Annotated in this window: 17 protein-coding genes and 1 pseudogene; 13 read left to right on the forward strand and 5 right to left on the reverse strand. The window is 44.7% G+C overall.

Going from position 1 to position 18,432, the window contains the following annotated elements:
* Positions 1-26 precede the first annotated feature (26 nt).
* From BACFIN_RS06850 to BACFIN_RS06840, 3 genes are all read left to right on the forward strand, one after another.
* A complete protein-coding gene (locus BACFIN_RS06850) occupies positions 27-1,256 on the forward strand; it encodes an acyloxyacyl hydrolase (RefSeq protein WP_007755231.1) in 1,230 nt (409 codons plus the stop codon).
* Between the two features lie 23 nt (positions 1,257-1,279).
* A complete protein-coding gene (locus BACFIN_RS06845; protein WP_007755234.1) occupies positions 1,280-1,843 on the forward strand; it encodes a Crp/Fnr family transcriptional regulator in 564 nt (187 codons plus the stop codon).
* Positions 1,844-1,940: 97 nt separating this feature from the next.
* Positions 1,941-3,095, forward strand: coding sequence for an acyltransferase family protein (locus BACFIN_RS06840; protein WP_007755239.1), 1,155 nt, complete (start codon positions 1,941-1,943; stop codon positions 3,093-3,095).
* 108 nt (positions 3,096-3,203) lie between these two features.
* Here BACFIN_RS06840 and purT read toward each other — a convergent pair whose 3' ends face one another.
* Positions 3,204-4,370, reverse strand: a complete 1,167-nt coding sequence (purT, locus tag BACFIN_RS06835; protein ID WP_022276405.1) for a formate-dependent phosphoribosylglycinamide formyltransferase — start codon at positions 4,368-4,370, stop codon at positions 3,204-3,206.
* A 641-nt stretch (positions 4,371-5,011) separates the two neighbouring features.
* Here purT and atpD point away from each other — a divergent pair.
* The 10 genes and pseudogenes from atpD to BACFIN_RS06790 all read left to right on the forward strand — a co-directional run bounded on the left by atpD (position 5,012) and on the right by BACFIN_RS06790 (position 14,636).
* Complete coding sequence (gene atpD, locus BACFIN_RS06830) at positions 5,012-6,529, forward strand: F0F1 ATP synthase subunit beta (protein WP_007755245.1); 1,518 nt, start codon at positions 5,012-5,014, stop codon at positions 6,527-6,529.
* Between the two features lie 13 nt (positions 6,530-6,542).
* Positions 6,543-6,800: an ATP synthase F1 subunit epsilon gene (gene atpC, locus BACFIN_RS06825; RefSeq protein ID WP_007755248.1), complete on the forward strand. Its 258-nt coding sequence runs from the start codon at positions 6,543-6,545 to the stop codon at positions 6,798-6,800.
* Positions 6,801-6,844: 44 nt separating this feature from the next.
* The gene (locus BACFIN_RS06820; RefSeq protein WP_007755251.1) at positions 6,845-7,279 is read left to right on the forward strand and encodes a hypothetical protein; all 435 of its coding nucleotides are present in this window, start codon (positions 6,845-6,847) and stop codon (positions 7,277-7,279) included.
* Positions 7,263-8,399, forward strand: coding sequence for a F0F1 ATP synthase subunit A (gene atpB, locus BACFIN_RS06815; RefSeq protein WP_007755254.1), 1,137 nt, complete (start codon positions 7,263-7,265; stop codon positions 8,397-8,399). Before BACFIN_RS06820 ends, atpB begins: the two co-directional genes overlap by 17 nt.
* 45 nt (positions 8,400-8,444) lie before the next feature.
* Positions 8,445-8,702, forward strand: a complete 258-nt coding sequence (gene atpE / locus BACFIN_RS06810) for an ATP synthase F0 subunit C (protein WP_004295758.1) — start codon at positions 8,445-8,447, stop codon at positions 8,700-8,702.
* A gap of 4 nt (positions 8,703-8,706) precedes the next feature.
* Positions 8,707-9,210 carry a F0F1 ATP synthase subunit B gene (gene atpF, locus BACFIN_RS06805; RefSeq protein WP_007755259.1) on the forward strand — a complete coding sequence of 168 codons (504 nt, stop codon included), beginning with the start codon at positions 8,707-8,709 and terminating at the stop codon, positions 9,208-9,210.
* A 5-nt stretch (positions 9,211-9,215) separates the two neighbouring features.
* Complete coding sequence (locus BACFIN_RS06800) at positions 9,216-9,776, forward strand: F0F1 ATP synthase subunit delta (protein ID WP_007755261.1); 561 nt, start codon at positions 9,216-9,218, stop codon at positions 9,774-9,776.
* Complete coding sequence (gene atpA / locus BACFIN_RS06795; RefSeq protein ID WP_007755263.1) at positions 9,776-11,359, forward strand: F0F1 ATP synthase subunit alpha; 1,584 nt, start codon at positions 9,776-9,778, stop codon at positions 11,357-11,359. Before BACFIN_RS06800 ends, atpA begins: the two co-directional genes overlap by 1 nt.
* A gap of 102 nt (positions 11,360-11,461) precedes the next feature.
* A pseudogene (locus tag BACFIN_RS20880) lies at positions 11,462-12,386 on the forward strand (F0F1 ATP synthase subunit gamma).
* Positions 12,387-12,476: 90 nt separating this feature from the next.
* Positions 12,477-14,636, forward strand: coding sequence for an HRDC domain-containing protein (locus tag BACFIN_RS06790; protein ID WP_032839752.1), 2,160 nt, complete (start codon positions 12,477-12,479; stop codon positions 14,634-14,636).
* A gap of 4 nt (positions 14,637-14,640) precedes the next feature.
* Here BACFIN_RS06790 and BACFIN_RS06785 read toward each other — a convergent pair whose 3' ends face one another.
* The 4 genes from BACFIN_RS06785 to aspD form a co-directional block, all read right to left on the reverse strand.
* On the reverse strand, positions 14,641-15,261 hold the full coding sequence (locus tag BACFIN_RS06785) for a lysine exporter LysO family protein (protein ID WP_007755286.1): 621 nt from the start codon (positions 15,259-15,261) through the stop codon (positions 14,641-14,643).
* Positions 15,258-15,536 (reverse strand): LysO family transporter, encoded by a 279-nt coding sequence (locus BACFIN_RS06780; protein ID WP_032839737.1) that lies wholly within the window; start codon positions 15,534-15,536, stop codon positions 15,258-15,260. Before BACFIN_RS06780 ends, BACFIN_RS06785 begins: the two co-directional genes overlap by 4 nt.
* Before the next feature lie 570 nt (positions 15,537-16,106).
* The gene (locus tag BACFIN_RS06770) at positions 16,107-16,643 is read right to left on the reverse strand and encodes a hypothetical protein (protein WP_007755296.1); all 537 of its coding nucleotides are present in this window, start codon (positions 16,641-16,643) and stop codon (positions 16,107-16,109) included.
* Between the two features lie 153 nt (positions 16,644-16,796).
* Entirely contained in the window at positions 16,797-18,431 is a 1,635-nt protein-coding gene (gene aspD / locus BACFIN_RS06765) for an aspartate 4-decarboxylase (RefSeq protein ID WP_007755299.1), read from the reverse strand.
* Between the last annotated feature and the right edge of the window lies 1 nt (position 18,432).

Genomic DNA, 18,432 nt, shown 5'->3' on the forward strand with positions numbered 1-18,432 from the left:
TTCAGAAAAGACTAACCAGACTATTTATGAGAGTGAAGATACCCGGATGGGAAATCGTTGTAATCTGTTCCGCCTTGCTTTTCCCTTTTACTTCGCTTTGTGCGCAGGAGGCAGACCAACCTTTCATTCACCGGTTGGGGATAGAGGCGCGGCCACAATACGTATTCCCCACCAATCCTTTCCTGCAAGGTGAGAACGAACGGTGGAAACCCATCCAGAGTTCATTTGCCGCTCATCTGAAATATTCTTTCAAGTATCGTCCCAACACCTGTGCTGACCGCATCTATGGCGGAGCCTATCAAGGTTTCGGCTTGGCCTTCACCACTTTTGGCGATAAAAAGCAGTTGGGTGATCCGATGACGTTCTACGTCTTTCAAGGTGCACGCATTGCCCGTTTCCATCCCCGCCTTTCACTCAATTACGAATGGAACTTCGGTATCTCTGCCAGATGGCAGCCTTATGACAACGATTACAATTCCTACAACGGAGCCGTAGGCTCACGGGTGAATGCCTACCTCAACGCAGGTATCTACCTTAACTGGTCGCTTTCCCGTTATTTCGACTTTATCATCGGCGGAGACTTCACGCATTTCTCCAACGGCAACACCAAGTTTCCTAATGCAGGTGTCAACACCACCGGAGCGAAAATCGGACTGGTGTACAACTTCAACCGGGAAGAAGCCGACCTCACTAAATCATTGGTTCATCCCTACGTTCCCCGTTTTCCGCGACACATCAGTTATGACCTTGTGTTGTTCGGCTCGTGGCGCCGCAAAGGTGTCTATGTAGGCGAGAAACAGATTGCATCACCGGGCAGCTATCCTGTAGCGGGATTCAACTTTGCTCCGATGTATAACCTCAACTATAAGTTGCGTTTCGGGATTTCGCTGGATGGTGTCTATGACGGTAGTGCCAATGTATACACCGAAGATGCGCTGGTGGAGTACGATGCAGGCAGCGGTTCCTCCCGTCGTAAATTTCTTGTGCCGGGCATCCAGCATCAGCTTGCGTTGGGACTTTCCGGACGGGCCGAATACGTGATGCCGTTTTTTACCATCGGTGTCGGCTTGGGAACGAATGTGCTGGGGCGTGGCGATTTACGCGGACTGTATCAGGTCTTTGCGTTGAAGATCAATGTCACCCGGAATTCATTCCTTCACATTGGCTACAATCTCCAGAATTTCCAGACCCCTAATTATCTGATGCTCGGTCTTGGTTTCCGTTTTAATAATAAATATCCTAAAGTACGTCATTAACTCCCAATACACCATTCCCCCAAATGGAAAATATCATTCGTAAAATCGAGCAAATCTATCCGGTTTCCGATGAAGCACTTCAGGCGCTTCAGGCGAATATGGAATTAAGGTATTATCCCAAAGATACCCGTATCGTTCAGTCAGGTGTCACAGACCGTCTGGTTTATTTTATTGAAGAGGGTATCACCCGTTCCGTATTCCACCACAACGGAGAGGACACCACTACGTGGTTCAGTCAGGAGGGCGACGTTACGTTCGGCATGGATTCGCTCTACTATCAGCAACCATCGGTAGAAAGCGTTGAAACGCTTTCCGATTGCAAAATCTACGTCATCCACATCGACAAGCTGAATGCCCTTTACGAAACATATATCGACATAGCTAACTGGGGAAGAATCCTGCATCAGAATGTGAATAAGGAGCTTAGCCATATGTTTGTGGAGCGCCTTCAACTTTCGCCCAAAGAACGTTACGAACAGTTCAACCGTCGCTATCCCGGACTGATAAACCGGGTGAAACTGAAATATGTGGCTGCCTTTCTGGGCATTTCCATCTATACCCTTAGCCGGGTACGTGCTAAAAAATAGCGATTAGCCGGGCTTTTTTGCTTTAGAGCAAAGAAACTTCGTAGCGCAAACCGTATCTTTGCCCTCTGAAAATACTAACTTACTAATAGAAAAACAAATGTCGAACATTTCTGCTTCAGCCTTTTCAGATACCAAGGCTCATTATGAACTTCTTGACGGACTTCGCGGTGTGGCAGCTCTTATGGTGATATGGTATCACGTATTCGAGGGCTTCGCTTTTGCCGGTAATAGTGCTATTGAAACTCTGAATCACGGATATTTAGCCGTGGATTTCTTTTTTATCCTTTCGGGTTTTGTGATCGGTTACGCTTACGATGACCGTTGGGGTAAGAGTCTCACCATGAAAGATTTCTTTAAACGCCGGTTGATACGTCTTCATCCTATGGTTGTTCTGGGGGCTGTTCTGGGAGCTATCACGTTCTGCATTCAGGGTTCTGTGCAATGGGATGGAACGCACGTTGCCATATCCATGGTGATGTTGTCTCTTCTTTGCACGGTATTTTTCATTCCTGCCATGCCGGGTGCGGGCTATGAGGTTCGTGGCAATGGCGAGATGTTTCCGTTGAACGGGCCGTGCTGGTCGTTGTTTTTCGAGTATATAGGCAATATCCTTTATGCGTTATTCATTCGCCGTCTGTCTAATAAGGCGTTGGCTGTGATGGTGGTATTGCTGGGGGTGGCGTTGACGTTGTTCGCCATCTTTGATGTCTCCACTTATGGAAACATTGGGGTAGGATGGACGTTGGATGGCGTGAACTTTCTGGGCGGATCATTGAGAATGCTTTTCCCTTTCTCTTTAGGTATGCTTTTATCCCGCAACTTCAAACCTGTGAAAGTGAAAGGCGCTTTCTGGATATGTACCCTTGCATTGATTGCCCTGTTTTCCGTTCCTTATTTGGAGGGTGCAGAGCCGGTTTGTACGAACGGTGTGTATGAAGCGTTTTGCATTGTCGTTGCTTTCCCTATCCTTGTGTGGCTGGGTGCGTCGGGAAGTACGACGGATAAGCAGTCAACGCAGATATGTAAGTTCTTGGGAGATATATCTTATCCGATCTACGTGATACACTATCCGTTGATGTATCTGTTCTATGCATGGCTGATTAAGAATCAACTCTATACGCTGGGTGAGACTTGGCAGGTAGCTTTATGTGTTTATGCATTGTGTATTGTACTAGCTTATCTAAGCTTGAAATTCTATGACGAACCTTTACGTAAGTATTTGGCAAAGCGTTTTTTGAGCAAGAAACGATAGGCGGTAGTTTTTTATAGAGAAAATAAAAGAGGGTATCCGTTGACACCCTCTTTTTATTTTCTCTATTATTCTTCTAATTCTCCATGATTCCTTATTTTCCTTCCGGTTTTAATAAACCTCTACTTTCTCGGCAATTCTCTTGGCCTTATTACGCAGGGCATCCAAATCGGCATTCAGCGGAGCATAGCAAAGCACTACTCCCATGCGGCGGTTGACGCGGGTAAACGGTTTGCCGAATATGCGGAGGTAGGTATCTTCTTCTTTCGTCACTTCTTCCATGCCACGATATTGCGGGCGTTCCTGGCTGGCAATCGGGGAAAGGATCACAGCGCTTGCGCCTATCCGTTCTTGTTTGATGCCGGGAATAGGCAGACCGAGTACGGCACGTAAATGTAGCTCGAACTCATTCAGGTTTTGTGTACCCGCCAATGTCACCATACCAGTATCATGCGGACGAGGAGAAAGTTCGGAGAAATAAACTCCGTTCTCGTGGCTTAGGAAGAACTCAACTCCCCAAAGTCCTGCGCCTGTCAATGCACGGGTTACTTTTTCGGCCATCTCTTCCGCTTCTTTCAAATGGGCGGGATCAATATGTGCGGGCTGGAAACTTTCACGATAATCGCCACCTTTCTGCACGTGTCCGATGGGAGGGCAGAAGAGGGTAGGACCGTTCTTTTGGGTAACGGTGAGCAGGGTGATTTCGCTGTCGAACTTGATAAATTCTTCAATGATAAGCTCACGGATATCGCCACGACTGCCACTGCATCCGTATTCCCAGGCGTGTTCGAGTTCGTCGGCACTCTTCACAAGCGATTGTCCTTTGCCGGAAGAAGACATCAACGGTTTAACGACACAAGGGAAACCGATTTTATCGGCAGCTTCTTTCAGTTCTTCCAGGGTTTTGGCATAGAAGTATTTGGCTGTTTTCAGTCCGAGTTCTTGGGCGGCAAGGTCGCGAATGGCTTTACGGTTCATGGTGAAGTTCACGGCACGAGCACTGGGAACTACCTGAATGCCTTCTTTTTCGAAGTCGTATAAACGTTCTGTGCGAATTGCCTCAATCTCCGGAACGATAATGTCCGGACGATGCTTCTTCACTACGCGTTCCAATTCTTCACCGTTCAGCATATCGAATATTTCAAATTCATCGGCCACTTGCATAGCCGGTGCTCCTGCATAGGAGTCGCAAGCAATGATGTGCTGGCCTTTACGTTGAGCTGAAATTACAAATTCTTTTCCTAGTTCGCCGGAACCGAGTAACAGTATTTTCTTCATCATTTTGAGTGTTTTATATTAGTAGTGCAAAATTACAGTAAAAAATGGATAATATACATATTATCGGCGTATTTAAATTTTTGTTTTATAAATATGATGTGAACTTTAGTGTGGAAATGCAGAATATGGAGAAATGGATAATTGAAAAATAGAGCCCCATCTTTAAACTTTATTAAGGAATATCCGAAAAATGGAATTTATAGTGCTCGAGCACAAAACTAGTTGTTCTTGCCACTATTTTGTAAAATTGCTAATCCGTTGATTTTTAACAAAGAGATAGGAAACTGAATGAGTGTTTTTAGTTTATTGATGAATTATTATCTTCAAGCTTATTTTGGTATTGATTTGTAGTTGGATTTTGTCTAAATTGGTCAATTTGTAGTTATTGTAGGTCTAATAAGTGTTATCGAACAACAAATAATGAAAAAGGAAGAACAATGACACAGAATTGTTTCTACATTTGCGCAGTTGTTTATTTAACTATTTCTAAGGGCAGAAGTTTATCTGATATAGAAAATAGTTGAACAAAAGCTGAACTTAGCTGTTATTATAATAGTGAAACAGGTAAAACGCGAAACGTTCCTTGTCATACTATTTTTTCAATAGGAATAGAGAAGAATAATATAAATAAAAGATTGCTTATGTCACAGATTATCGGACATATCTCGCAGGTGATCGGCCCTGTGGTCGATGTGTACTTTGAAGGTACGGATGCAGAAATGGTGTTACCAAGCATTCATGATGCATTGGAGATAAAGAGGCCAAACGGCAAAATACTGATTGTAGAGGTTCAGCAGCATATCGGTGAAAATACGGTACGTACCGTAGCAATGGACAGTACCGATGGGCTTCAACGCGGCTTAAAGGTATATCCCACCGGAGGTCCCATCACAATGCCGATTGGCGAACAGATTAAAGGACGATTGATGAATGTAGTCGGTGATTCTATTGATGGTATGAAAGGACTCGACCGTGAAGGTGCATATTCCATTCACCGCGACCCCCCTAAGTTTGAAGATTTGACAACTGTGCAGGAAGTACTCTTCACAGGTATCAAGGTAATCGACCTGCTCGAACCGTATGCCAAAGGTGGTAAGATCGGTTTGTTTGGCGGGGCCGGTGTAGGAAAAACTGTATTGATTCAGGAACTTATCAATAACATAGCCAAAAAGCACAACGGCTTTTCTGTATTTGCCGGAGTAGGTGAACGTACCCGTGAAGGTAATGACTTGCTGCGCGAGATGATCGAATCGGGCGTTATCCGCTATGGTGAAGCGTTCAAGGAAGGTATGGAGAAAGGTCACTGGGATCTTTCAAAAGTCGATTATAACGAGTTGGAGAAATCGCAGGTATCTTTGGTATTCGGTCAGATGAATGAACCGCCGGGCGCACGTGCTTCCGTTGCATTGTCCGGACTGACGGTAGCGGAATCATTCCGTGATGCCGGAAAAGAAGGCGAGAAGCGTGATATCCTGTTCTTTATAGATAATATTTTCCGTTTTACGCAGGCCGGTTCGGAAGTATCCGCTCTTTTGGGACGTATGCCTTCCGCCGTTGGTTACCAACCGACATTGGCTACGGAAATGGGCGCCATGCAAGAACGTATCACTTCTACCCGTAAAGGTTCTATTACTTCTGTACAGGCTGTATATGTGCCTGCCGATGACTTGACAGACCCGGCTCCTGCAACTACTTTCAGCCATTTGGACGCGACGACCGTGCTCGACCGTAAGATTACAGAGCTTGGTATTTACCCGGCTGTAGACCCATTGGCTTCTACATCCCGTATCCTCGATCCGCATATTGTCGGTCAGGAACATTACGATGTAGCGCAACAGGTAAAGCAGATTCTCCAGCGTAATAAGGAACTACAGGATATTATCTCCATACTTGGTATGGAAGAACTGTCGGAAGAGGACAAGACGGTCGTGAACCGTGCCCGCCGTGTGCAGCGCTTCCTGTCGCAGCCGTTTGCCGTAGCCGAGCAGTTTACGGGTGTACCGGGCGTAATGGTGACGATCGAAGATACGATTAAAGGCTTTAAGATGATTTTGGATGGCGAGGTTGATTATCTCCCTGAACAGGCATTCTTGAATGTCGGAACAATCGAGGAAGCGATAGAGAAAGGTAAGAAACTGCTTGAACAGGCAAAGAAATAAAAACATAAGAAGGATGAAAGAACTGCATTTGAGTATAGTATCGCCCGAAAAGAGCATATTCGACGGAGATGTGAAGATTGTCACATTGCCGGGGACGGTTGGTTCGTTTTCTATTCTTCCCGGACATGCGCCTATCGTCTCGTCATTGCAAGCGGGTACGTTGAGTTACACGACGATGGAAGGCGAGGAGCGTACGATAGATATTCAGGGTGGTTTTGTCGAACTGAGTGACGGTACGGTTTCCGCTTGCATCTCCCTGACAGACGGGTGACAGTCGGCTGACAGAAGACAATATATTAAGAAAAACACAGTGACATGGTGAACATTACGAAAACGAAACGAAATTTTATCGGGTTGCATACGCTGTTTGCAATCATAGGTGCAGGATTGGGAGCGGTTATTTTGCATATCGCTCTGCCGGGACACTATTTCGGAGGATACCCGTTTATTCCGGTCTATTTTTATCTATTCGGTTTGTTTAGTATCTATATGTTCGATGCGTGTCGGCTGCACGCTCCCCAGAAAATGTTACTGTTGTATCTGGCAATAAAGATGGTAAAGATGATTCTTTCTATCATTTTAGTCCTGATTTATTGTATAACCGTGCGCGAAGAGGCTAAGGCTTTTTTGCTGACGTTTATCTCATTCTATTTGATATATCTGATATTCGAAACCTGGTTCTTTTTCTCTTTTGAGGTGAATCAGAAACGGAAAAAGCAAAATAAGAAGAAAAATGAAACAGTTGCATAACATAATGGCTCCGTTGATATTGTTCTGTCTGATGATGGTGTCCGGTCTGCCCGGCTTTGCACAAGAGCAGGGAGAAGCGACTTCACAGGTGCAGGATGTGATTACTCCGAAAGAGGAACAGGAGAATACGGTGGACGTGAAGGAAATCGTATTCGGACATATCGGCGACTCTTACGAATGGCATATTACCACGTGGGGTAAAACGCACATTACTATACCATTACCTATTATTGTTTATAGTAATAGTACAGGCTGGCATGTGTTCCTTTCTTCTCGTCTCGAAGAGAACGGAGGCACGTATGAGGGGCTTTCGATAGCTCCGGAAGGAAGTAAGTACGAGGGCAAACTGGTGGAATACAATGCGGCGGGCGAACAAGTCCGTCCTTGGGATATATCCATTACGAAAGTTACATTCGCCTTACTGTTCAATAGTGTATTGTTGCTGGTAATCGTCCTGAGTGTGGCGCACTGGTACAGAAAACGTCCGCAGGGAGCCAAAGCTCCGGGAGGATTTATCGGATTCATGGAAATGTTCATTATGATGGTGAATGACGACATTATTAAAAGCTGTGTCGGTCCTAATTACCGGAAATTTGCCCCCTATCTGCTGACGGCATTCTTTTTCATCTTTATCAATAATATGATGGGACTGATCCCGTTCTTTCCCGGAGGTGCGAATGTGACGGGAAATATTGCTATCACAATGGTACTTGCCGTATGCACGTTTCTGGCGGTCAACATTTTCGGAACGAAGCATTACTGGAAAGATATTTTCTGGCCTGATGTTCCTTGGTGGCTGAAAGTGCCTGTGCCGATGATGCCGTTTATCGAGTTCTTCGGGATCTTTACAAAACCGTTTGCTTTGATGATCCGTCTTTTTGCCAATATGCTGGCGGGACACATGGCAATGTTGGTGCTTACTTGCTTGATATTTATCTCGGCAAGTATGGGACCTGCCTTGAACGGCACGCTGACAGTAGCCTCCGTATTGTTCAACATCTTTATGAATGCGCTTGAATTGTTGGTCGCTTTCATCCAGGCATACGTATTCACCATGTTGTCGGCTGTGTTTATCGGGTTGGCGCAGGAAGGAGCCAAAGTAAAAGCGGAAGAGAAATAAATAATTAAACGAGAGAAAATATAAACCATTTTAAAACTGAAAATTATGTTACTATCAGTATTGTTACAAGCCACTGCAGCAGCAGTAGGAGTAAGTAAATTAGGTGCAGCTATCGGTGCAGGTCTTGCAGTAATCGGAGCTGGTTTGGGTATTGGTAAAATTGGTGGCTCGGCAATGGAAGCTATCGCACGCCAGCCGGAAGCCTCAGGTGACATTCGTATGAATATGATTATCGCCGCCGCTTTGATTGAAGGTGTGGCACTGTTGGCGGTAGTTGTTTGTCTATTGGTATTCTTCCTCTAAGCTTATGTCATTACTATTACCTGATAGTGGCCTGTTGTTCTGGATGTTCCTCTCATTCGGGATTGTGTTCGTGATATTGGCGAAATACGGCTTCCCCGTCATTATAAAAATGGTGGAAGGCCGTAAAACCTATATCGACCAGTCTTTGGAGGTGGCGAGGGAAGCCAATGCACAGTTGTCCAGACTGAAAGAAGAGGGTGACGCGTTGGTGGCTGCTGCCAACAAGGAACAAGGACGCATCTTGAGGGAAGCAATGGAAGAACGTGACAAAATTGTTCACGAGGCCCGTAAGCAAGCCGAGATAGCCGCACAAAAAGAACTTGATGCGGTGAAGCAACAAATCCAGATAGAGAAAGACGAGGCTATCCGCGACATCCGTCGTCAGGTGGCTGTCCTTTCGGTGGACATTGCCGAGAAAGTGCTCCGCAAGAATCTTGCAGATAAGGAAGCACAGATGGGGATGATCGACCGTATGCTGGATGAAGTATTAACCCCGAATAAGAACTAAGGAAAATGGAAGTCGGAATACTCTCAATGCGTTATGCAAAAGCGATGATTGAATACGCGCAGGAAAAAGGAGTGGAAGACAGGGTATATCAGGAATTCCTCACTCTGTCTCACAGTTTTTGTGCACAACCCGGACTGCGTGAGGCACTTGATAATCCGGTCATTGCGATTAAGGAGAAATTAGCGTTGGTTTGTACGGCTGCCGATGGTGAAGGTACATCAACCAGAGAGTTTATCCGTTTTATCACTTTGGTATTAAAAAACAGGCGTGAAGGTTATCTGCAATTTATCGGCCTGATGTACCTGGACCTGTATCGGAAGTTGAAACATATCGGAGTCGGTAAACTGATTACGGCTGTTGACGTTGATAAAGCGACATCGGATCGGATTCGTTCTGCGGCAGCGCATATCCTGCATGCGCAGATGGAGTTGGAAACGGTAGTAGACCCGTCCATTGAGGGTGGATTTATTTTCGATATCAACGATTACCGTTTGGATGCGAGCGTTGCTACGCAGTTAAAGCGAGTGAAACAACAATTTATTGATAAGAATAGGAGAATTGTATAATGTCTGAAAATATAAGAGTAAGCGAAGTATCCGATATATTGCGCAAGCAGCTCGAAGGGATTAATGCCAATGTGCAGCTTGACGAAATCGGTACGGTGCTTCAGGTGAGCGACGGTGTAGTCCGTATCTATGGACTGCGGAACGCCGAAGCGAATGAATTGCTGGAGTTCGACAATGGTATCAAAGCAATCGTGATGAACCTCGAAGAGGACAACGTGGGTGCTGTATTACTGGGTCCGACGGACAGAATCAAAGAAGGGTTTATTGTGAAACGTACAAAACGCATCGCCTCCATTCGTGTAGGCGAGGGGATGTTGGGACGTGTCATCGACCCGTTGGGTGAACCGCTCGACGGCAAAGGGCTGGTTGGCGGTGAACTTTATGATATGCCGTTGGAACGGAAAGCTCCGGGAGTAATTTACCGTCAGCCTGTCAATCAGCCATTACAGACCGGATTGAAGGCAGTTGATGCCATGATTCCTATCGGGCGTGGTCAACGTGAGTTGATTATCGGTGACCGTCAGACGGGAAAGACGGCTATTGCGATTGATGCGATCATCAATCAGCGTAGCAATTTTCTGGCAGGCGATCCTGTATACTGCATCTATGTGGCAATCGGACAGAAAGGTTCTACAGTCGCTTCTATCGTAAATACACTTCGTGAGAATGGAGCGTTGGACTATACGATTGTAGTAGCCGCTACAGCCGGTGACCCGGCCGCGCTACAATACTATGCGCCATTTGCGGGTGCAGCCATCGGTGAGTATTTCCGTGATACCGGCCGTCATGCGCTGGTTGTGTATGATGACCTTTCCAAGCAGGCGGTAGCTTATCGTGAGGTATCTCTGATTCTCCGCCGTCCATCGGGACGTGAAGCGTATCCGGGTGACATCTTCTATCTGCATTCCCGTTTGTTGGAACGCGCGGCGAAGATTATCAGTCAGGAAGAAGTGGCGCGCGAAATGAATGACCTGCCGGACAGCTTGAAGGATATAGTCAAAGGAGGAGGTTCCCTTACCGCATTGCCTATCATCGAGACACAGGCAGGAGACGTTTCGGCCTATATCCCGACGAATGTGATTTCCATTACTGATGGACAGATCTTCCTCGAAACCGATCTCTTTAATCAGGGTGTCCGTCCGGCTATCAATGTGGGTATCTCCGTATCCCGTGTAGGTGGTAACGCACAGATTAAGGCCATGAAGAAGGTAGCCGGAACATTGAAGATTGACCAAGCCCAATATCGTGAGCTGGAAGCTTTCTCTAAGTTCAGCAGTGATATGGATCCGATTACCGCCTTGACGATTGATAAGGGACGTAAGAACGCCCAACTTTTGATTCAACCTCAATACAGCCCAATGCCCGTAGAACAGCAGATTGCTATTCTCTATTGCGGTACGCACGGACTTCTTCATGATGTCCCATTGGATAAGGTACAGGACTTTGAACGTAGCTTCATCGAATCTCTGCAACTGAATCACCAGCAGGATGTGTTGGATGTCTTAAAGACAGGCGTTATCGATGATAGTGTAACCAATGCCATCGAGGAAACCGCCGCTATGGTTGCCAAACAATACTTATAGAAATATAGGAATAAAGAATGAAGAATTCTTATTATTAACTATTTGACTATACTGCATAGTAAATTCTTCATTCTTAATTTTTCATTCTTAATTAAAAAAATTATGGCTTCACTGAAAGAAGTAAAAACCAGAATAAATTCGGTAAAGAGTACCCGAAAAATCACTTCAGCAATGAAGATGGTGGCTTCTGCCAAATTACATAAGGCACAAGGAGCCATTGAGAATATGTTGCCTTATCAGAAGAAGTTGAACAAGATTCTGACTAACTTTCTGAGTGCGGACCTTCCTATCGAATCTCCCTACGTGAAGGAGCGCGAAGTGAAGCGTGTGGCAATTGTCGCCTTCTCTTCGAATACGTCTCTTTGTGGTGCTTTCAATGCCAATGTGATAAAAATGTTATTGCAAACGGTAGGTGAATATCGCACTCTCGGGCAAGACAATATCTTGATATTTCCAATAGGCAAGAAAGTAGATGAAGCTGTAAAACGCATGGGATTCCAACCGCAGGAAACTTCGCCCACCTTATCTGACAAACCGACTTATCAGGAAGCTGCCGACTTGGCTCATCGTCTGATGGGGATGTTTGTATCCGGCGAAATAGACCGTGTGGAAATTATCTATCATCATTTTAAGTCTATGGGTACGCAAATCCTCCTTCGTGAAACGTATCTTCCCATCGATCTGACACATATCATAGATGAAGAAGAACAAAACAAGGAGCAGATGAATGAGGAGCAAAAGGACAAAAGGGGAGGCGGAAAGACGTGAAGTCGCCAACGACTACATCATCGAACCCAACGCTGAAGAACTGATTGCCAACCTAATCCCAACTGTATTAAGCCAGAAACTATTTACAGCAGCCGTTGACTCGAACACATCGGAACACGCTGCCCGTACATTAGCTATGCAGGTAGCTACGGATAATGCGAACGAGTTGATTCAGGATTTGACGAAGCAATATAACAAGAGTCGTCAGCAGGCTATTACAAATGAGCTGTTGGATATTGTGGGGGGCTCTATGAAATAATATTCTTATTCTTTCTTTTTGGTTCTTTTTCTTTCGTATCAAGACGAAAGAAAAAGAATAATAGTTACCTTTGTTGAAAATTTGAATCCCATGGAAAATAATCCCGAACTGCAACTAGCGTGGCAGTTCATTGAAAATACAGGCACGCATTTATTTCTTACGGGAAAGGCCGGAACCGGAAAAACTACATTTCTGAGAAGATTGAAGGAACAGAGTCCTAAACGTATGGTTATCTTGGCACCGACAGGTATTGCCGCTATCAATGCGGGAGGAGTTACCATTCATTCTTTTTTCCAGTTATCTTTTGCACCTTTTGTTCCGGAGACCACGTTCAACTCTTCCCAGACACACTATCGTTTCAGTAAAGAAAAGCGGAATATCATTCGTAGCATGGACTTGCTGGTCATAGATGAGATCAGTATGGTGCGTGCTGATTTGTTGGATGCGATAGATTCGGCTCTGCGGAGATACCGGGATAGGGAAAAGCCTTTCGGTGGAGTCCAATTGCTGATGATTGGAGATTTGCAGCAGTTAGCCCCTGTGGTGAAAGAGAATGAATGGGAAATGTTGAAGAACTATTATGAAACCCCTTACTTCTTTGCCAGCCGTGCTTTGCGTGAGACGGTATATATGACAATTGAACTGAAAACAGTCTATCGTCAGAGTGATACCTTTTTTCTTTCCTTGTTGAATAAGATACGTGAGAATCAGGCGGACGATGAAGTATTGAATGAGTTGAACCGTCGGTATCAGCCGGGTTTTCGTCCTCGCAAGGAAGAAGGTTACATCCGTCTGACAACGCATAATTATCAGGCACAGAAGGTGAACGATAATGAATTGGCCTCTCTGCCCGGGCAGACTTATAGTTTTCGTGCAGAGATAGACGGAACTTTTCCGGAATATTTATATCCGGCAGACGAAGTTCTCACCATAAAAGCGGGGGCACAGATTATGTTCCTTAAAAATGACCCCTCGTCGGAAAAGCGGTATTATAATGGCATGATTGGAGAAGTGGCAGCCGTTAATGATGCGGGGATGATTGTGCGGGGAAAAGATAATGGAGATGAATTTCAGTTATTGCCGGAAGAGTGGGGCAATTATAAATATGTGCTGAATGAAGAAACGAAGGAAATCACCGAAGAGATAGAAGGAACCTTCCGTCAGTATCCTATCCGGTTAGCTTGGGCTATTACGATACATAAGAGTCAGGGACTGACGTTTGAGCGTGCCATTATTGATGCGCGCAATTCCTTTGCGCATGGGCAGACCTACGTAGCCTTAAGCCGTTGCAAAACTTTGGAAGGCATGGTGCTGGAATCCCCTCTGCGCAGAGAAGCTATCATCAGTGATAGTACTGTAGATGACTTCACCAAAGAAGTAGAAAGAAACAAACCGGGCAACCGGCAGTTACACGATATGCAGAAGGCCTATTTCTTTGATTTACTGAGTGATTTATTCAACTTTTATTCGCTCGACCAAGCTTATAAGCGGCTGCTTCGCCTGATAGATGAAGACCTCTATAAGCTTTATCCGAAACAACTTGCCGAGTATAAAGAATTGGCTCCTCATATCAAAGAAAAGATAGTGGAAGTGTCTCAACGTTTCCGCAATCAATATACCCGATTGATAAATGGGAGCGATGATTATGCGGCGGACCAGGGATTGCAGGAGCGGGTTCGTTCCGGTGCAGGATACTTTCGTAAGGAACTCGAACCTGTACGCGCGTTGTTTGAAAAAACGAATATGCCCCTTGATAATAAAGAACTTAGGAAGCAGTTGAATGAACGCCTGCAAGCGTTGGACGATGCGTTGTGGATTAAGGAATCTTTATTGGAAGCGATGATGGGGCAACCCTTTACTGTTACGGGATATTTGAAGTTAAAAGCTAAAGTGACGTTAAGCCTTGAAGACGATTCTTCACCCAAAGCTCCGAAAGAGAAGAGAGAACGGAAAGGACGTAAAGAACGTACACGTAGTTCTTCGAAAGCAAAGGTTGAGGTTCCTACAGATATTCTGTACCCGGAGCTTTATCGTACCTTGTCCGAATGGAGAGCGGCAAAAGCACGCGAAGTAAGTCTCCCGGCTTATATCATAATGCAACAGAAAGCCCTGATGGGGATTGTAAACTTGTTGCCCGATACTCCGGAAGCTTTGGAGGCCATACCCTATTTCGGTGCGAAGGGAGTACAGAAATACGGGCTTGAAATTTTGGGGATTATTCGCGAATATCTGAAAAATGCTAAGAGTTAAGGATTCAGAGATTACAGAAAAAAGAAACGAAGACCGGAACACTGATGTCAATCAGGATACCGTGTAGAATGGCGATAGGAATCATTTCTTTTCCTGAATATCTACTGATAGACGGTAACAGCACATCCATCGAATTGACTCCGGCTACAGAAATAGGCGCTAACTCCCCGAAATATTTCTTGATGATCGGAGTACCAATCAATGCTGTCATTTCACGGAAGATATTGGTTAGCAGGGCAATAGTGCCTAGTTCCGTTGCCAGTTGAAGTCCGATAGATGGTTCTTTAAACTGAGTGATAAGAATGGAGGACAGTGAGTAATATGCAAAGCCGCTTCCTACTGCCATACAGTCGAATACACTCCATTGGTGTAGCAACAGGCTTGCCAGAGCCGAGAACAATAGTGTGCCGATAATTGTTCCTAACGGAATCAATAGCATTTTGGGATGCAGATGTGAAACGATAGTTTTCAAATTCTTATTAGAGCCGATACTGATTCCTACTTGCAACATTAATCCGTAAAGTATATACATGGAGACAGCATGTGTGTCGAACTCGAACTTATTAAAAAATCCCATGATACAACCTATGCAAAAGAATAATATAACAATCAGACTTCCTTTCATTGTTTACCTCCTTTCTTGAAAAACAGTTGTAATACTAAGCGGGCGGCAATCAGACTTCCCAATACACCGGATGTGGAAAGGATGATAGCTTGCCATCCGAATTTTCCGAGATTGTTTACAATCAGACTGTTAGAACCAATAGATACTCCCAAGATAAAGAGTAACAAGAATATTGTAAGAGAAATTGTCTTTTCTGTCTTTTGCAGAATGCTCCAGTTACGCAATGCATAACCAATGCCGATTCCTAAGAACATAGTGGATATAATAGAGAACATATTATGATATATTGGGGTGATTCGGTTATACGAATAATTCAATTACACACTGAATACCTGTTTTCAAAAAGATAATATATCTTATTGAAAATCAATTAGAAATACTACTTATAAATAAAAAGAATTTGATAAGCAGTTTCTGTAAAAAAGAATGGGTGAATTTAGATGAATCCGCTGAACCAATGTACATGTACGCAACTTGAATTGCAGAAAGAGGATATCCCTGCAGGAGTTGGAGAAATGTTATGTAATTGTAATATTGGGTTCATCGTTGGTTTTTCTATTTTGCTGCAAAGATACAGCTTTATTGTATATTTTCCAAATAAATATGTAAAACGTAACGTACAGACATAAAAAAAGGAGCAACGCCTTGCTCCAACCTTTGTTAACCTTAAATCTAATACTATGAAAAACACATTGCAAAGGTACGGACTTTTGTGATATCTGCAAATAATCCAAGGGAAAAAGTATGTTTCATAACATAGATTAAGATTTTGATATTCCAATGTCCCTTTTATTAAACACTTTTTTAGTTAGAAATTCTAATATCACCGGGCAAATATCCGGTAATTAGTAGGGGACATTGCGCCCCTGTTGCACTTCAATTCGTATTCCGAAATTACCATTGGCTGATTTTAGTTCGAATGCTCCCCGAAAATTATTCTTTTCCCAAGGCATAGCGCTTCGATTGGGAACCCTCCATCCGTCTTTATCATAATCTCCGTATGTATTGATTTGCATTCCGTTTTTCAGTTTGAAAGATCCCATCTGCATAAACTGCGGTGAAGAGTAAAATCCCCAATTGTATCCGTGTCCGAAGCCGGAATATGAAGGAGAGAAGGTGTCTGTGAATCCTTGAGAATAGATAGCATCCGTATTCATGCGGAATAGCTGATTATAGTCCTTGGTTACATTCGGTATACTCAGATCTGTTTTGGGAAGTTGGGGGGCAGTGATATTCATTATCCCCATATCCAGCAAGAAACCGCCGAACTCTTTTACATTAGCTGACGGGGCGCGGCGGATACTGTCGGAAGGTATTTCCGATTGTGCGGATACGATTCCGGCAGATAATATCAGCGAAAGAAATAGAATCAGTTTTTTCATCTTTGTACAGGTTAATTCATCACAAAGATATGAAATTTCAGTCTGACTATCTATGAAACAAGCGCAGATTAACGCAGATTTACGCAAAGATTAAATATTATCTGCGATAATTTGCGTTCATCTGTGTTCATCTGCGCTTTAGGAATTATCTGTTTATGACTGCCATACTTTGGCATACTCGTCCAGCACCCGTTTGATACTTTTCCCGATTTTCGCATAATCGGCCTCATTCAGATTGGCAAGCGATACACGGACACTCCATTTGGGGCCGGCAAAGCCACCGCCGTTCAGCAATACGAGTGAAGTCTCATTGGCGAGACGGAACACCACATCCAGCGGATTATATGTCTTTTGCAGATAAGCGACGAAATCATCCCCATAAAATTTCTTCGCCCACACCAGCATATCGATTTCCGAATAATAACCGGCGCGCAGCGGATCCTCCACCAGTGTAAATCCGGTATTGTCCCATAATGCGTGCAAACGGCGATGGATGATATCCTGCATCTTGATCTTATAGCGGTCCTCTTTATCCAGAAGAGCGAAAAGAGAAAACAAGCTCATCTGCATTTGCTGAGGGAGAGAGAGCCCTGCCGTATGATTCAAAGCGATCTGGCGGCTGTCAGCTACCATACGGTCGATAAACTTCATCTTCTCCGGATGCAGGTCAAGGCTCGAATAACGTTTGTTCAATATTTCTTTCTGCTCCTCCGACAGGCGGGCAATCATTTTGTCGTAGATATTGTCTTCGTGTAAGGCGATCACTGCATTTCTCCATCCCGTAGCTCCGAAATATTTGGAGAAAGAATAGACGCAAAGCGTATTATGTGGCAATTCAGCCATCAATGAACGGAAGTGAGGGATAAATGTCCCGTACACGTCATCCGTAATAATCATCAGATTCGGATTGTCATTCTTTACAATGTTGACAATGCGTGCCGCAGTCTCAGCGCTCAGTGCGTAGCTGGGCGGGTTACTCGGATTGGTGATGAATAAAGCCTTGATTTTCGGGTTCCTTAACTTGTCGATATCCTCATCCTTGTATTGCCAGGTGTGCAGCCCGTCAGCCGTCATCTGGTCAGCGGAAATTTCAGTGACCTCAAATTGGTAACGTCGTAATTGCGGAATCTCAATATAAGGAGTAAACACCGGAATCATCAATGCAATGGCGTCCCCCTGGTTCAATAGGAAATTCTCTTGCAGTGAATCGAACAGATAACACATGGCTGCCGTTCCCCCTTCAGTGGCGAACAGGTCGAAAGTTCCTTTCGGCGGACGGCGGTCGCACATCTCCTGCGCCAGATAATCCTGTACGATTAGTTCCGTAAAATGCAGAATACGGTCGGGCACGGGATATTGGTCACCGATTACAGCTTCCGCCCATTCATGAACGAGCGTGTCCGGGTCGGCTGCGTGCTCCATCAACATATAGTTATATCCCTTTTTCAGCAAGTCGGCTCCCGGTGTCTTTTCGTTATCTTTCAAGAAAGCCTCGAAACGTGCGGCTATTCCTGTTTTCTGCGGGATACCCGCTATCCCTTCTTCCGACGAGAATACACGGCGGCATTCGCAAAGGCCGAATTGTCCTAACAGGAAAAACGCCTCACGGGGTTCGGTAGCAATCCAGTTCGGATTTCCTCTACCGGCATTTAGCATGGTGTGCGCTATTTTCTTGATACTTTCATCCGCCATTTCGATAAGCTTGTTTTTAAGTTCGAAAGGGCTGATGGTTTCCATCTTTTTAGCATAGCTTTTAGTGATAGCCGGGCTATTGTCTTTTTTCTCCATA

Source organism: Bacteroides finegoldii DSM 17565 (assembly GCF_000156195.1).
Taxonomy (GTDB): Bacteria; Bacteroidota; Bacteroidia; order Bacteroidales; family Bacteroidaceae; genus Bacteroides; species Bacteroides finegoldii.

What these genes read in the sequence shown, in the direction of transcription:
- atpB (WP_007755254.1), top strand. Translation starts at nt 7,263, where the DNA reads ATGAAACAGTTGCATAACATAATGGCTCCGTTGATATTGTTCTGTCTG.
- BACFIN_RS06790 (WP_032839752.1), top strand. Translation starts at nt 12,477, where the DNA reads ATGGAAAATAATCCCGAACTGCAACTAGCGTGGCAGTTCATTGAAAAT.
- atpF (WP_007755259.1), top strand. Translation starts at nt 8,707, where the DNA reads ATGTCATTACTATTACCTGATAGTGGCCTGTTGTTCTGGATGTTCCTC.
- BACFIN_RS06800 (WP_007755261.1), top strand. Translation starts at nt 9,216, where the DNA reads ATGGAAGTCGGAATACTCTCAATGCGTTATGCAAAAGCGATGATTGAA.
- atpD (WP_007755245.1), top strand. Translation starts at nt 5,012, where the DNA reads ATGTCACAGATTATCGGACATATCTCGCAGGTGATCGGCCCTGTGGTC.
- BACFIN_RS06820 (WP_007755251.1), top strand. Translation starts at nt 6,845, where the DNA reads ATGGTGAACATTACGAAAACGAAACGAAATTTTATCGGGTTGCATACG.
- atpE (WP_004295758.1), top strand. Translation starts at nt 8,445, where the DNA reads ATGTTACTATCAGTATTGTTACAAGCCACTGCAGCAGCAGTAGGAGTA.
- BACFIN_RS06840 (WP_007755239.1), top strand. Translation starts at nt 1,941, where the DNA reads ATGTCGAACATTTCTGCTTCAGCCTTTTCAGATACCAAGGCTCATTAT.
- BACFIN_RS06770 (WP_007755296.1), bottom strand. Translation starts at nt 16,643, where the DNA reads ATGAAAAAACTGATTCTATTTCTTTCGCTGATATTATCTGCCGGAATC.
- atpA (WP_007755263.1), top strand. Translation starts at nt 9,776, where the DNA reads ATGTCTGAAAATATAAGAGTAAGCGAAGTATCCGATATATTGCGCAAG.
- atpC (WP_007755248.1), top strand. Translation starts at nt 6,543, where the DNA reads ATGAAAGAACTGCATTTGAGTATAGTATCGCCCGAAAAGAGCATATTC.
- aspD (WP_007755299.1), bottom strand. Translation starts at nt 18,431, where the DNA reads ATGGAGAAAAAAGACAATAGCCCGGCTATCACTAAAAGCTATGCTAAA.
- BACFIN_RS06850 (WP_007755231.1), top strand. Translation starts at nt 27, where the DNA reads ATGAGAGTGAAGATACCCGGATGGGAAATCGTTGTAATCTGTTCCGCC.
- BACFIN_RS06845 (WP_007755234.1), top strand. Translation starts at nt 1,280, where the DNA reads ATGGAAAATATCATTCGTAAAATCGAGCAAATCTATCCGGTTTCCGAT.
- BACFIN_RS06780 (WP_032839737.1), bottom strand. Translation starts at nt 15,536, where the DNA reads ATGTTCTCTATTATATCCACTATGTTCTTAGGAATCGGCATTGGTTAT.
- BACFIN_RS06785 (WP_007755286.1), bottom strand. Translation starts at nt 15,261, where the DNA reads ATGAAAGGAAGTCTGATTGTTATATTATTCTTTTGCATAGGTTGTATC.
- purT (WP_022276405.1), bottom strand. Translation starts at nt 4,370, where the DNA reads ATGAAGAAAATACTGTTACTCGGTTCCGGCGAACTAGGAAAAGAATTT.